Raw genomic sequence first — 13,976 nt, forward strand, 5'->3', positions numbered from 1 at the left:
GAGTGCTATGCTTAGTGTGAAACTACTTCATCTGTTAAAAGGGTCATCCAGGACCGCAGGTAACACAGATACGATGCTCGGCATTTTCGTGTGCATGATGATCGTTGTCTCGCTGTCTTGTGAACCCTCTCTCGCTGGGGAAGCTCAAAATAAGAAATTGCTCGAGGCAACTGCTCGAGGCGATTTGGCAGTGGTAGAGCACGTACTTGACAATGGTGCTGACATCGACGTACGAAACGATGCTGGCTATACTGCATTGCAAGTAGCCGTAATTAAAGGACATAAAGACATAACTGCTCTTCTCGTTTTGAGGGGAGCGAAGATAGACGCTGAACCAAAAGGAGAATCTTACAGCCGCTACTTGTTTAATACACCGCTGAGAAAACAAGGTACCGCCTTGCATATGGCATGCGCGAGTGGTCGAATGGATCTGGCCGAAATTCTCATAAACGCAGGCGCTAATGTCAATGCTAAAGTCAGCTCTCTCGGTTCGACACCTTTACATATGGCTATCTGGGGTACTTGGAAGCAAACTGATCAAGACGTCGTAGGACAGTTGGTACGATTCCTTATTAACAAGGGGGCTTGCGTCAACGCTTCGGATAATATCGGCGAGAGACCGCTGGATTATGCCTGCCGCTTCGAAATGGAAGACATTATTACTCTGCTCCTTTCTCAGGGTGCGTCTGTCGTCACTTATAAGGATGGTCAGCCTTCGTTCCAGATAGTTACTGTGATTCACTGTCCTCAAGTGACGAGAGCACTATTGAAAGAGGATACTGCTACTTTGTCGCTACTTCCGACAGTGCTTCATCTCGCAAGTTACTATGGCAAGGTGTCGGTAATCGAGCTACTCCTATCACATGGAGTGGATGTCAATGCAAGAGACAAAATCGGATTCAGGAATCTCAAGAATGAACTCGATGCGAACAGAGACCCCTATCTAGTAGCACTATCAAATTCTACGGGAGATTCAAGATCCAACGATCCGAAACTGCTCTTCGGGCTATTGGGTATGTATCGACTGGAAATTCAACGTAGACTTCGGGCAACGCGTGCACTCTGTTATTTTGCACAGAATTTCCATACCGCTGGCGGTACTGCACTTCATTGGGCAAGCGCTGGAAATCGAGCAGATGTGGCTGAATTACTTCTCTCCAAGGGAGTCGATATTCATGCGTCTGACGAAGAAGGCCACACAGCGTTGCATGTTGCTTCAGCAGTTCATAGCCCGGAAGTCGTTCGTATACTGCTCGCTCATGGAGCGGATGTTAATGCCAGAGATAATAATGATATGACGGCTTTGGCCTGGGCGAAGAGATCGGAATCGTCAGTCTCTAGCCGATATAATAGGTATCAAGACTATTGCGATTATGACAAAACTGATTATCCCAGAGTGATCGAACTCCTCAAAGCTCATGGAGCTGAAGAATGAGCTTGTCGACAAAGAACGGCAAAGTTCCACGCCAACAGATAACGTGAGCGAATCGCACGACGATTCTCCTCAATGGGATTTGGCCAATTCAATTTCGTAAAGGTAAACTTCCGGAACAATTCCGGACAATTCCGGGTACGACACTTCCGCACTTCCGCGCACTTCCAGGCAATTCCGGGTACACCATACGGAGGCACTTCCAGGCAATTCCGGGTACACCATACGGAGGCAATTCCGGGCAATTCCGTCCGGCAATTCCGGGTACACCATACGTAATTGTCAGCGTTGACCGTTAGGAGGAGTGTAGAGCGGCAATGGGACAAATCGCACGAGTGGTCGTTCCGGGCTGCCCACACCTGATTACTCAGAGAGGGAATCGCAGGCAGCAGACCTTCTTCTGCGTTGAGGACTATCGAGTTTACGTCGACATGATATCCGAATTCGTAGAAGAAGAAACAGAGCCAAACAGGAAAGGCGAAGTCTCTTATGCATAGTGCACCCTGAATCGAAGTTCATTCAGTATGGTGTACCCTGAATCTTGAATCTGCACGGCAGTGAGCTGTGGCTTGAGAACTATGGAGACGGTGCATGGATCAGAGCAACGGGAACCGGTGATAATTGGGTTACATTGCCGAGCGATCAGGTATATCGTGATACCACGGGCATATGGTATTTCTATGGACGGGGCATATGGTCCTACAGCATAGACACATGCGCCACGTGGACTGAGGTCCCCATGCTTCAGATGCGAATTGTAGGTGGAATCGGTACAGTGGACGTGTTTGACGGCCATTCATGGACTCATCAGAGCGGCGTTTTGCAGTTTCTGGACACCAGATACGCCATGAGCGGATGGCACGGCATGAACGAATTTGCTGTGGAATACTATGATGGGGTTGGATACGATGGGGAGCCACTGAGAGTGGTTGATGGGTGGGAAGCCGAACAGCCTCCGCCAGATCCTGACGATCCTCAACCTCCGTTCGTGCTGAACACGCTGACTGGCACTGGGGCTCAGGAGAATCCCCCTCCTCCAGACGCGGTCATAACTCGATGGGAAACTTATGTGTTCGGTGGATGGAGCGGGAAATTATTGACCTCTTGGGCAATAGCTAATCCATCGCCAGATTATAATCCTGATACTTATACCCAAAACACCACCGCAGACAGTGCCAGTGCAGCGAACCAACTTGCCCCATTGACCGTGGTCTGCCAGGCATCTGATTATTGGTGGGGTGAAAAAGCTGGAGGAGAAATCCAATCTAGAGTGGGAGAAAACGTCATTTGGTTTAGCTATTCGCCTACGGGTTACTCGCTTGAGAGGCTCGTTAATGATCTCAATCTTATTTATTATTGTCATAATAAAACGGAGATTGAGAATTTGGTAATTCTTAATCATAATAATCGTGGGGAATTTTGGATCGGTTCGACTCACCTCAAACCTAGCAGTTTGTGGCACCATACATTCTTTAATGATCCATCCTCTCAACACCTTAGCTCGTTTGATATGTTCAAGACTTATGGCGAATTATTTCACGACTTGGATTACATCATGAAAGATGGCGGTCAAATCCAGCATTATGGATGTCAGCCAGCCGGTTTCTATCCTTATGCTGAGACCTGCGATCCATCCTTACTAGATAGCCCCGGCAGCCCTGAATACCAATCTCTAATGGGTAGGCGTATGTTAGCAACTATAGCCCATCTGAGTAACACGTTCGTGTTTGCGAGTTCGGACAAACAAATGATGAGCATATCTAAAGATGCGTGGCCTGGCAAGGAAATCGCGGTAGGAGAATTGTGTTTGGAATTCGGAGTCAATCCACAGGGCTTTCAAGTGAATTACACTGCGTGTAACCAGAAGCCATGGAATATAGAAATGTTTACGCCCGAGGAGCTGCAGCCAAACCAGAGTACGACCTATGGTCTGCAAACCCTCTGGGATGGGGAATTCAAAGATTTGAATGAGAGAAAGGTATCTACACGAGGGGAATCGTATAACCAGAGATATGACTTTATAACTGAAAGTTAACTTTTTCGCGAGTTCGGTACCAGACGTGGTTCAATCTAAAGCTGCGGCAAAATAAGCTAGGAGAATGACAAACGACTAATCGATCACCAAAATCTAATGAACTGAATAAGAGCTGGATATGTACTTCTCCTGCGACCATCGTAAGAGGGACCTGAGATGACCAGTGAAACAGCCAAGATTCATTGGAAACGAGCAAAGAAGATCGCAATAGTAACTGCAATCTTCCTGGTGCCTAATATTATCGCTATGGCGGTCTTTGAAAAAGAAAAACTCTTGACGTTTGCGGTGCACAATGGCCTGACCCGAGTCGCGGAGATTCTCACTACCCTCGGGGCTGATATAGATGCGAAAGCCCAAGGGGGCAGTGCTCTTTTGCAGAAGGCCGCCCGAGAGGGCAATGTGGAGGAAGTGAAGTCATTGTTGACAATGGGCGCAAATGTTAATGCAAGAGATCAATCCGGCCGAACCGCCCTGCATGACGCTGTATTCGAAGGTGACCTTAAAGTACTTAAGGAATTGATTGCGGCAGGAGCAGATATCCACGCAGAAGACAACTATGGCCGCACCCGTCTAAACGAGGCTTCCCAAAGGGGTAGTGTGCAAGAAGTAAAAATACTTCTGAAGATGGGAGCTAATCCCAACAAAGAAGACAAATTTGGCAATACCGCGTTGCGATATGCCTTATTTGAGGGCTACATTGACGTGATGAAGGAACTGATCGACGGCGGAGCAGATATCGAAATACGAGATCGTGCGGATCGCACGGCTTTGCAGATTGCGGCAAAATATGGACGTGTCGAAGCTGTGAGAGTACTTCTGCAGGCTGGAGCGAACTTAAATGTTACAGATGGAAACAAATCTTCACTGCATTTGGCGATCGAATCAGGCAATTTTACAGCGATAAAGATGCTCTTAGACGGCGGAGCGAATGTAAATGTTCAAGATTCTTCAGGCAAAACTCCATTGCATTATGCAGTTGAAAAACATCGTGGCGATTTGGTAAAGCTCCTTTTGAATGCCGGGGCAAATATGCAAATTACGGATAATGATGATCAGATACCGTTGTCCGACATGAAAGGACTTGATCATGCCCAGCCAATAGAAGAACTCATAAAGAAATGGATGGCAGATTACGATCCAAAGATAACCAAGATGGGACGTCTGTGTGGTGCTGCGGATCGTGGAGATGCTGAAGTGGTAAAAGTTCTTTTGGCAGAAGGAGCAAATGTCAATGAAAAAGCGTTCCTCTCTGAATTCACGCCTTTGCATAGTGCGGCTGCCATGGGCCATGAACCGGTGGTCAGAATTCTCTTAGATGCTGGAGCCGACCCCAATGCAACAGATTTTGACGGCAAGACGCCCCTTTTCTATGCTCTAAAATTCCAGCGGCACGATGTTGCAGAGCTACTGAAAGGCTATTCTAATAGCGATTCAAGCGAAAAGAAATGACACAGCTTATCAGGCCTGAAAGGACTTGGTTCCGTGCTTGAAAAGGGCATGTTCAAGCGCAGCAGAGGGGATGCTAGATGTGTCAATTGCGAAGAGTGTCGGTAGTGCTCTCAATTTCTTTTCTGTTGGTTGGGGGATTTGCGCGAGTATGTTTTGCGAATCCGATCATTGCTCCGCGGTCCTGGGATGCGATCCTGTTGCCACTTGGGATCATAATGCTAATTGGTATTTTGTTAATAGTCTTCATCGAATCTGGTATAGTCTGTGTGGTCTTCTGGACTCCATGGCGTCTTTGGTGGCGAGTGTTAGCCGCAGTTGCATTAGTGAACCTGATCACATTCCCAACAGCGGAAGCATTATGGTGTTGGTGGAACTATGAAACCGGAGGACCGTTGCTGGGAGGTGGCATTGATGTACCTCTTTTGTTATTGGAACTGTTGGTCTGTGTTGCAGAATTCTACCTGCTGAAGTGGCAGCTGTGGAGATTGTTTCATCGTGGCTTTTTGGAGAGGCAGGTTCACAACGGTCGCATCTTCTGTGCAGTGGCGATAGCCAATATGGCAAGTTTTGTGATTGGATATTTCGTTCTGAACCAGACGAATTTCTTTGTCTCGACTACGTGGTGGCAATGACGCTGTTTTTGCGATTCGGTCACGGGTTAATTCCGCCTCCAATTCCGTCCAATTCCGAGTACACCGTGCGTAATTGTTAACGTTGAAAGTTAAGAGGAGTGTAGAGCGGAATGGGACAAATCGCACGAGTGGGCTTTTCAAAACGCATTGTCAGGCCTACCCCATAATGATTATCGGTTAAGATCGCATGCTAGGCTTACGGGATTTTCTCCGATTCTCTCCGATTTAGAGGGCAAAGGAATTGAATATGGAATTGAAAGCAAAACTGTCTGAAATCTACGCACTTATCTGTGTAGCACTTGCATTTTTTCTTGCTGAGCCAAGCGTTTGTCACTGCATGAATCCACCGAAGGAGATGACTCAGTCAGATTCAGAAAGCACTGGGCATCATATGTCAGATTCTAAGCAGTCAGTATTCAGTCCGATTGCTAATGTCAGCCGGATAGCGTTCAAAACGGACGAAATAAAACGGGAAACTATGAATGCTCTCGAGGACTGTAAATGGTTAGCAAAATCAGTCAATCAATTCGGCCTGAAAATGTACCCCAAGCTCATACGCGGAGACGAGAACCTCATATTTTCGCCCTTGAGCATATTCTTATCTCTCGCGACGGCATTTGAGGGTGCACGGGGTCAAAGCAAGGATGAGATCGGCAAACTCCTCGCAATAGGCCAAGTAGCAGCGCCTTTACATGTAATGCTCGCCGACCTGACCTATCAGCTAAGGCATTCGATTCCTGAGGAACATGGTGCTCTGTCCCTCGCCAATGGTGTCTGGATACACGAATTTCCAGATCATATTATTCATCCGACCTTTGAAAAAGTCATCGCCGATTTCTACCGCGCAACGGTTGTGACTGCCGATTTTCGAAGTTCGCCAGCCCAAGTGGCAGGACAGATGAATGATTGGATTAAGGAGATGACGCGAGGGAAAATCACTGATCTCATATCGGCTGATCGATTGCGTAGAGAGCAGACCGTGATCTCGATCCTAAACGCTTTCTATTTCAAGAACATGTGGCTTTGGCCATTTGAAACGGGAAGAACTAAAGACGAGGATTTCGTCTGCAGCGGAGGCTCACGTATAAAGGTTCGCATGATGCATTCGTCCCAGAGGTTCCGTTATATGGAAGAGCAAGACCTTCAAGGGCTTGAGCTACCCTATCAAGGCTGGGAAACGTCCATGATGGTCTTTCTCCCTCGTAAGGCTGACGGCCTCCAGGAAATGGAGAAATCGCTTACACCGGAGACCCTGGGACTATGGATTAGCAAGTTTTCTCAGTTGCCCGACGTGGATGTGTCTTTCCCTAAATTTGGCTTTAAATCCCGATATGGGCTTCTACCTACGCTCAAAGAAATGGGTATGAATATATCGTTTGGTCCCGGAGCAGACTTCTCCGGCATGCTTGAAAAGAAAAGACCTGAGTCGCCGAGCATAAGTCTCTTCATTACCAGTATGCTTCATGAAACACGGATTGACTTGAACGAGAGAGGTACTGAAGCCGCTGCTGCAACGGCACTGAGCATAAGTGCGTCGGCACCGAAACCCGAACGCAAGATTTTTCGTGCTGACCATCCTTTCATGTTCGTCATACGGCACAACCGCACAGGTTGTATTCTCCTCATGGGGCGAGTGACCAATCCCTTGGCAAATTGATTCTTGGCGGCTCTTTTCCATATACGGTTGCGGAAAGTGCTCTTACAGCATGGACACACGCGCCACATGGATAGAAATCCCATGCTGCAGATGCGGATAGGTAGGTGGAACTGGAGTCGTGGACGTGTTTGACGGCCATTCGTGAACTCGTCAGAATGGCCAATTGCAGTTTTTCGACACCAGATATGCTGTCAGCGGCCGGCATGGGATGAACGAGTTCGTTGTGGATTACTATGACGGTGTTGGATATGATGGGAAACCTTTGCAAAAATCGCCCTAAGTGGGCACCGTCATGCCGATGACAATGGGCAAGCGAATCATCAGAATTGTGTTAATATCAGTTGCTGTGGCGCTAGTTGTGGGTCTGACACCAGGCTTCAACGGATGGCTTATTCCAGATTTCAACAGATCTGTGGCAAAGATTGTCCTTCGCGCTCCCGAGACAGTAGTGAGATGTGTTCTTGCGGTAGTAGCCTTTGTCGATATTAGAAACGACAAAGGTCAAAATATCACTCACTTGGCTGCTCTCAGTAGGCGCACAGAACTCGTCCAAGCTCTTCTCGAAGCGGGAGCCGACGTCAATGCCAAAGACGCGTCGGGAAGAACCGCCTTACACTTCGCAGCAGGCCACGGCAATTCGCACATGGTAAAAGTGCTCCTACAATCCGGGGCCGATGTCAATGCCAAAGATGCGCAAGGAACCACTCCCTTGCATTGGGCGATGCGTCCGTGGGACGATTATATTATAAAACGCTTGTTAGAGAACGGTGCCGACATTAATGCTAAAGACAAAAAGGGTAGAAGTCCTTTGCATTTGTTAATTTTAAGCGGAGATGTCCTACTCGTGAAGGGGCTCTTAGAAATGGGAGCAGACGTTAACGTAAAGGACGCAACGAGATCGTCCCCTCTGCTCAGTGCGGCCGGCAAAGGTGATTTCGAAATGATGAAATTACTGCTTGCGCATGGAGCGGACCCCAATGTGAAAGATCGGCAACGTCTTACCCCACTAATGTTGGCACTGAAAAGCGGAAATCATATCCAACTTATCGCAATCGTTAAGCTGTTCTTGGATGCTCACGCAGAGCTAAACTCAAGAGATCAGGATGGCATAACGGCCCTGGCGTACGCACTGAAAAATGGCGATACTGCGGTAGCAGATCTTCTGAAAGCTCATGGAGCTCGGGAATAGCGCCCAGCAACGGATCAGTTTTTTTGCATAACTGTTAATGGATCGGACTTCATCTGACAGCGAAGAGTTACCGGACAGCAACGAGGTTGTCAGGTCGTAATCTGTCCAGCTCCTTTTCATTATCCAAATGTTTGTTTTCTAGGAAGTCTTGCATGGTAGTTTCTTCCAGACCATGCTTGTTTCAGCGCGCGCTCTTTCGGTTGATCATCGGCAGATGCATCGGGAAAAGAGTGTGTTTCGGATCGGCGGAAACACTGAAATGCCTCTGATACTCAGAGAATCAATGGCGGGAAACTGTAGAACAGATCCGATCCGAATTCTTTCAATAAGCCACCCTAAGCACCTCATTCAAATCTGAACTCATTAGGAAATTTTCGAGGCCACAACGCGACAATTCCTGATTGTGAGCAGACATAGACGGCTCTTTTCATTGCCGTAATGTTGCGGTTTTGATTGAGCCCCATTTCTGTCAACTCTGGCTGAATTCTCGGGGTATTTTCAAAAGTGTCATTTGATGCTTTTGATCTGAAATCTGAGATGATGATTTGTTTGAGGCAAGCCTGATCTCTGATGACTCGGAATGAAAGTGTAACAGTGGAGTGATTTGGCGAAACGGCGTCAGAGCTAGAATTAAACGACTTCCCAAAAACTTCCCTGAAGCCTTAACCGTAAGTATTGCCCTACAGAAGCGGGAGATGACTCTTCGGAAATGTTTTCTTTTCTCAGTCCGTACCTGCAATTTCAAGCAATTGGTTTTTTCATTGAGTCGTATTGATATCGGTACAACTGCCACAAGCATTAGTAATCATGGGTTGTCAGTCGTAATGATATAGTGACAACTCAATTTCGGCCCCTTTAAAGGAGTTCCCCCGATAAGTGTCTCTTTCCAGTGAGGTATTTAATTCAGATGTACTCATATCTATAGTTTCGCGATTCTTGCATGGTCGAGTCCGCGCGTGGAGCGCGGGCCGTTGAGTTTTTCGAACTTATTGATTCGGCTGGCTTTCGAATAAATTCTCAGCGAGAAATGACTCCTTCGAGCTGCTGCCAGCATGTCTGAAAAGGTGAACGACTTTTTCCGGCAGTACCAGGGAGCCGGGTCGGCAACGAGGTTCTTTGCAGTGACGAATTGCCCAACGAACCAAAGCACTACAAAGCAGTAGGCCCAGTAAGCAAACATAGGGGCACGGGTTACCGAGGTCTCTTTCCGACACTGAGGTTCAGCCGCACCCAGGAGGTTCTTGGTCTCTCGATTGGTCATCTCAATGCTAAAGCGTGCAGCGTAGCGCTCGATAATCTGCTGTGGTGCAGCCTGAGGGTCCGTATCGAAAAACACCATATTGGCATGGTGGCCGGCCGGGTCATGGCACAACACGATCGAAAGAGGCTGTTGCCCTGCGCTATGATACCATAGCGCCGTGAACTGATGTATCAGGAGCTTAGTTTGTTTTCCATAGCAGAAGACCCTAATCTCATTCCACCCCAGATTGGGGTCCTGGAACATCGTTTCCAGGGAGGGCAGTCGAGCGCCTCTCTTGCGAGGTCTGCCCATCACTGTAAATGGAGCAGGTTCCAGCACAGCGAACAAAGCTGCATCCTTTCTCAGCCTCCCTGTAATGTGCACATTCTTGGGTCGTGCTTTGAGGATGGTATCGCAGCAGTATCCCAGGTCGAACACAATTCTCAGTCTTTCTCCCTCTTGGAGCCATGAATGAGTCAGATTTATAAGATCCAATCCAAGTTCGGGTTTTGTCTTGTAGGGCAGGCTCTTGGGATTAAACTTGGCCTTTGGCGGCCACCAAAGGCGGGCAGCGTATGGCAGACAAAACATGCGATCGCTGATGCCGGGAAGGCGAATCGCCAGTCCTATGATGACAAAGCACACTCCATACCCCTTTTGCTTAGTATGCTTTGGGAGTGAACCATCATGCTGCCAGCCCGCGCCACAGATCTTCTTGCCAGTGTGCTTGTTCAAGGTGTCGTCAATCACCACAAGGATCTCGATCCCTTCTGCAATCAGCGTTTCTACCAACATTCTGAAGACGAAATAGGAGACAAAGTCAGTCTCCCATCGTCCCTTGCCGAGGAATCGGTAGATGCTGGCGAAGTGCTTGGATTCATGGAGTCTCATGGTCAGAATCACCTGGCTGATAGTGTGCTTGCCCATAGTGAGCACCCAACCGACCACCAGCGCAACGAAGATACGGAAACTCGGTGCGCTGAAACACGCTCTGAAATGAATCTCGTCAATCCCGAACGGATCTGGTATAGATCTCTTCAACTGGCGTTCCTCCTTCCCAGAATCTTTACACAAAACCGGGTATGTGCGGAACGCCTTATTTTTTCAAGGATTATCTCACCATCTAACCGTCCAGAATACAAAAAGGGCGAAACTATAGATTGAAGCTGGGGAACCGCTATGTTCACAGTCTATTTGGCATCTCCCCTTGGATTTTCTCCAGAATGGAAGTCATACAGGGACAAGATCAAGCAACGGTTGACTGAATTGGGCTGCACAGTTCTTGATCCTTGGGAGGGTCCTTTCCATAAGGCCATTGCGGAGGCGAGCTCCATACGAGATTGGCCAGTCCGTGTTGCCACCTTCAAGAGAATAGCTCGACAAATCGGGAAAGCGAACGAGGACATGATACGATCCTGTGACGCAATCTGGGGCGTACTGGATGGGCCAGAATTGGATTCAGGCACGGTGAGTGAAATTGGCTTTGCGGCCGGGCTGGGAAAGAAATGCTACGGATTGCGGACTGATTTCCGCAATAGTGGGGACTTTGATGGGGTTCCGATCAATTTGCAGGTTCTTTATTGGATCGAAGCCCTCGGTGGAAGGCTGTTCAGAAGGATTGAAAATATTTTCCCATAGCGCAGGAATTAGCCCGATTTGCATTGATCCCATGCGTGACGAAATGCTTGGCTCTAACAAGGGCAGTAGAAGCGATTTCCGCATGGATGACGGAAAAAATGCGGGACACTTGGTTTTCAGTGTCCCGATTTGGCCCCATTTTGTCGTATAATCCTTCAGAAATTCGGGCGGGACCGAAAACAGACCCCAGACGTTCGGGTTCAGCGCCTGCTTCCGGATTCCAAAGGAAGCCCGTCATCAAGAGACCAACCTGCTCAAACCTGTATGATGCAGGAACTGGCCAGCGGGAAGATCAGACTAATCTGATAGAGGCGAAAGAGAAAAGCTATGAGCGAACACGACGAAGACATCGATTTTTTGGAAGAGCACATCCCCGAACTTGCGGAAGCCGCAGTGACGCAGGCGTACTGGCAGACCCTTGCATCCGGGAACAGCGTGCTGGAAAGCGAAAATGGGGTGATTTACGAGGTGTTTCCGGATGGCACACGCAAGGTGGTGAAGACAGGCGAACCTCCTGTTCCGGTTGAGAAGGGCGAAAAGCGGCTCCTACCATGAGCAAAGTACCCCGCCTCCGAATGTTCGCCGGCCCCAATGGTTCGGGCAAGAGCACTATCAAATCGGTGATTCGCCCGGAACTGTTGGGCGTATATATCAACCCCGATGACATTGAGGATGAGTTTCGATTGCAGGGCTTTCTCGATCTGGAGGCCTTTGGGGTCTCCAGCACGGCAGAGGAAGTGTTGTCATTCTTTCGCCGCTCTGAATTACTGGAAAGAGCCGATTTGCTGGCTGTAACGGATTCCCTCCGCCTTGAAGGAGGGAAACTGAGCTTTCATCAGGTGGAGGTGAATTCTTACTTGGCCTCCACGACAGCGGACTTCATTCGTCACGAATTGCTGAAGAGTGGCGCATCTTTTACCTTCGAAACGGTCATGTCATCCCCAGACAAGGTGTCATTCCTGAAGAAAGCACAGGAAAGGGGCTTTCGGACGTATTTGTACTATGTGGCCACAGAAGATCCCATCATCAACATTTCACGCGTTCGAAACCGGGTAAGGCTCGGTGGACATCCTGTCCCCGAGGATAAAATCGTCTCTCGCTATGGTCGGTCCCTCAGTTTGCTTGCTGATGCCATTCGTCACACAAACCGGGCTTACATCTTCGACAACTCAAGGCGTCAGCACATCTGGCTGGCCGAGGTCACGGATGGGAAAGTCCTGGAGATGAAATCCGACAGCATGCCGGTATGGTTCAAAAGGGCCGTGTGGGACAAACTAATGCCAACTGAGATGAGGTAAAGACGGGCACAGACCATTGTATTGCCTGGCCGTCGAACGGAACAAAATCGTGTTCGGATTTTGTTCGTGGTCCCGGCGATCCGAAGGGGATCAGTCGGGATCGTGAAGGACCGAAACGGACTGAAGGGGCTTGAAATGACTGAAATATCGAGGCATGAGGTTGATATGATTGACGGGGTTCACGGCCTGTCACGCTGGAGGTCGCGAGTTCGAGTCTCGTCGCTCCCGCCACAAAGGTTAAAAATCTTAATGATTTACAGATTGCCATAACAAAACACTCCGGATAGCAAACACAATTTGCTATCCATTTGCTATCCAAACTTGACCGGAAGTGGCTGCTTCCGGTTTTTCTTTTTTCGGGGGAAGCCATATCTGAGTATCCCCGTGATCGAAGCTCATCCGGTCAATCCCTCTCAACAGATCCGCATCACTGATCATGAGATATCGTCTCGAGACATCCTTCACCTTGAACGCATGCCCCAGGATTGCCTCACGGATTTCATAATCCATGCCGGACCGCATAGCGTTAGTGCTCCACACATGCCGAATGTCATGAATACTGGGAACAGGGGAAATCTTAAGAATATACGTCTATAGAGAAAAGAGAGAGACACATCTTCCGTCGTCTACGTTCTCTTTTCCTTTTTATCCATGTGCGCAACGCTTCGGCTGTCCGCTTCGGTAAAGACAACGAGGTCTTTTGAGCATTCCCCTTCCCGAGCACTGATATGGTGGAATGCTCAAGATTTACGTCCTGCAGGTCGAGTGAGCAAACCTCATTCCTTCGCAATCCGAGATCGTGGAGCAAAAGCAATATTGCGTGATCTCTGATTCCCTTGGCATCGGTGCGTTGCTCTGCTCTCATCTGCAGTTTCCGGAATCCAGATTCACGAGGCCCGCGAGTATCACGGTATGATCGATGCTTCACATTCTCGACGGCCAGTTCCCAATTAACAAGACCTATCATCCTAGCAACCTTCAATAAGCTGCGCAATGTGGATAATCTCCGGGTTAATTGTGGCGCCCTGCGATTTCCTCTCCACGTGTTGTTTCGATAATCCAGAGCAATGGCATTGCCTCGAGCAGGTCCGCACGAAATAAACATGTGTACCGCCTCATTGTTGTCTACTACCCCGAGGAGTCCGGCGAAGTGAACCATGTCGGCCGCATACGCTCGCCGCGTCGTCTCTGTTCGGCCAGAGAGAAATACATCCACGATGTGATCATGGGTGACGGTGTGCTGTATGGTATGTGTCAGAGTAAGTGCTGTGCTCTCCATCTCTCTCCCTTTCCCGGGAAACCGGAGGGGATTGACCGTCTACACAGTCAACCCCCCTCCCGGTCCAGCTTCTTTTCTTTTTGAAAAGTGTTGCCCCTATGGGGTGGTTCGTTAAGCCTCACCAATT

The 13,976-nt window shown here is 48.7% G+C and carries 13 protein-coding genes; 9 read left to right on the top strand and 4 right to left on the bottom strand.

Features of this window, described 5'->3' with window-relative positions:
* The first annotated feature begins 7 nt into the window (after positions 1-7).
* The 6 genes from DESTI_RS25640 to DESTI_RS25675 all read left to right on the top strand — a co-directional run bounded on the left by DESTI_RS25640 (position 8) and on the right by DESTI_RS25675 (position 8,394).
* The gene (locus tag DESTI_RS25640; RefSeq protein WP_014812873.1) at positions 8-1,435 is read left to right on the top strand and encodes an ankyrin repeat domain-containing protein; all 1,428 of its coding nucleotides are present in this window, start codon (positions 8-10) and stop codon (positions 1,433-1,435) included.
* A gap of 736 nt (positions 1,436-2,171) precedes the next feature.
* Entirely contained in the window at positions 2,172-3,467 is a 1,296-nt protein-coding gene (locus DESTI_RS25655) for a hypothetical protein (RefSeq protein ID WP_014812875.1), read from the top strand.
* Positions 3,468-3,623: 156 nt separating this feature from the next.
* On the top strand, positions 3,624-4,916 hold the full coding sequence (locus DESTI_RS25660) for an ankyrin repeat domain-containing protein (protein WP_014812876.1): 1,293 nt from the start codon (positions 3,624-3,626) through the stop codon (positions 4,914-4,916).
* Positions 4,917-4,993: 77 nt separating this feature from the next.
* Positions 4,994-5,548 carry a hypothetical protein gene (locus DESTI_RS25665; protein WP_014812877.1) on the top strand — a complete coding sequence of 185 codons (555 nt, stop codon included), beginning with the start codon at positions 4,994-4,996 and terminating at the stop codon, positions 5,546-5,548.
* Positions 5,549-5,939: 391 nt separating this feature from the next.
* Positions 5,940-7,205, top strand: coding sequence for a serpin family protein (locus DESTI_RS25670; RefSeq protein WP_157212279.1), 1,266 nt, complete (start codon positions 5,940-5,942; stop codon positions 7,203-7,205).
* 292 nt (positions 7,206-7,497) lie between these two features.
* Entirely contained in the window at positions 7,498-8,394 is an 897-nt protein-coding gene (locus DESTI_RS25675) for an ankyrin repeat domain-containing protein (protein WP_014812879.1), read from the top strand.
* Positions 8,395-9,313: 919 nt separating this feature from the next.
* Here DESTI_RS25675 and DESTI_RS25685 read toward each other — a convergent pair.
* Complete coding sequence (locus tag DESTI_RS25685) at positions 9,314-10,675, bottom strand: IS701 family transposase (protein WP_014808181.1); 1,362 nt, start codon at positions 10,673-10,675, stop codon at positions 9,314-9,316.
* Between the two features lie 138 nt (positions 10,676-10,813).
* Between DESTI_RS25685 and DESTI_RS25690 the strand changes: the two genes are divergently transcribed.
* Positions 10,814-11,272, top strand: a complete 459-nt coding sequence (locus DESTI_RS25690) for a nucleoside 2-deoxyribosyltransferase (RefSeq protein ID WP_014812880.1) — start codon at positions 10,814-10,816, stop codon at positions 11,270-11,272.
* Here DESTI_RS25690 and DESTI_RS31165 read toward each other — a convergent pair.
* Positions 11,244-11,510, bottom strand: coding sequence for a hypothetical protein (locus tag DESTI_RS31165; RefSeq protein ID WP_014812881.1), 267 nt, complete (start codon positions 11,508-11,510; stop codon positions 11,244-11,246). The two genes, DESTI_RS25690 and DESTI_RS31165, sit on opposite strands and share 29 nt — an antisense overlap.
* Positions 11,511-11,599: 89 nt before the next feature.
* Here DESTI_RS31165 and DESTI_RS25700 point away from each other — a divergent pair, with 89 nt between their 5' ends.
* Positions 11,600-11,827, top strand: coding sequence for a hypothetical protein (locus tag DESTI_RS25700; protein WP_014812882.1), 228 nt, complete (start codon positions 11,600-11,602; stop codon positions 11,825-11,827).
* Complete coding sequence (locus tag DESTI_RS25705) at positions 11,824-12,570, top strand: ATPase (RefSeq protein ID WP_014812883.1); 747 nt, start codon at positions 11,824-11,826, stop codon at positions 12,568-12,570. The genes DESTI_RS25700 and DESTI_RS25705 overlap by 4 nt, the downstream gene beginning before the upstream one ends.
* A 300-nt stretch (positions 12,571-12,870) precedes the next feature.
* Here DESTI_RS25705 and DESTI_RS25710 read toward each other — a convergent pair whose 3' ends face one another.
* Together DESTI_RS25710 and DESTI_RS29485 are read right to left on the bottom strand one after the other, a co-directional pair.
* Complete coding sequence (locus tag DESTI_RS25710; protein ID WP_014812885.1) at positions 12,871-13,092, bottom strand: hypothetical protein; 222 nt, start codon at positions 13,090-13,092, stop codon at positions 12,871-12,873.
* Positions 13,093-13,147: 55 nt separating this feature from the next.
* On the bottom strand, positions 13,148-13,849 hold the full coding sequence (locus tag DESTI_RS29485; RefSeq protein ID WP_052316108.1) for a tyrosine-type recombinase/integrase: 702 nt from the start codon (positions 13,847-13,849) through the stop codon (positions 13,148-13,150).
* Positions 13,850-13,976 lie beyond the last annotated feature (127 nt).

This window comes from Desulfomonile tiedjei DSM 6799, from assembly GCF_000266945.1.
Taxonomy (GTDB): domain Bacteria; phylum Desulfobacterota; class Desulfomonilia; order Desulfomonilales; family Desulfomonilaceae; genus Desulfomonile; species Desulfomonile tiedjei.